The sequence below is a fragment of the Streptococcus suis genome, from assembly GCF_002964045.1.
GTDB lineage: Bacteria > Bacillota > Bacilli > Lactobacillales > Streptococcaceae > Streptococcus > Streptococcus suis_U.
Genome location: NZ_POPB01000427.1, coordinates 1 through 336, shown reverse-complemented (window position 1 = coordinate 336; position 336 = coordinate 1). Strand labels below are relative to the sequence as shown.

The 336-nt window shown below is 33.3% G+C and carries 1 pseudogene; it reads left to right on the top strand.

The annotated features are described in order from the left end of the window. Window positions 1-25: 25 nt before the first annotated feature. Window positions 26-336: pseudogene (locus tag C1E99_RS10960) on the top strand (rod shape-determining protein MreC); the annotation flags it as partial.

Below are 336 nucleotides of genomic sequence, written 5' to 3'. Positions count from 1 at the left end.
TATTGTATCTTGGTGAGGGTCTATTATGAATAAATTTTCAAAATTAGTAGTAGTTGTTTCTATCTTTTTATTACTGTCATTTTCTCTTTTGTTTGTGACTTTCTCTAAGGGGTTACAGGTACCATATTTAAATAATATCGTTAGTGTTGTTGTAACGCCAATTCAATCGGTTATTTCAATACCTACTAGATTTTTTTCTGAGCAGAAAGATGTCTTGACAGATTTGATGAACGCTTACGAGGAAAATAAACAATTAAAGGAAGCTATTATGAGCCTTGAAGGGATGGCTGCTGAAAATACTAGCTTGAAAGAAGAGAATGCATCGCTTCGTAGCAG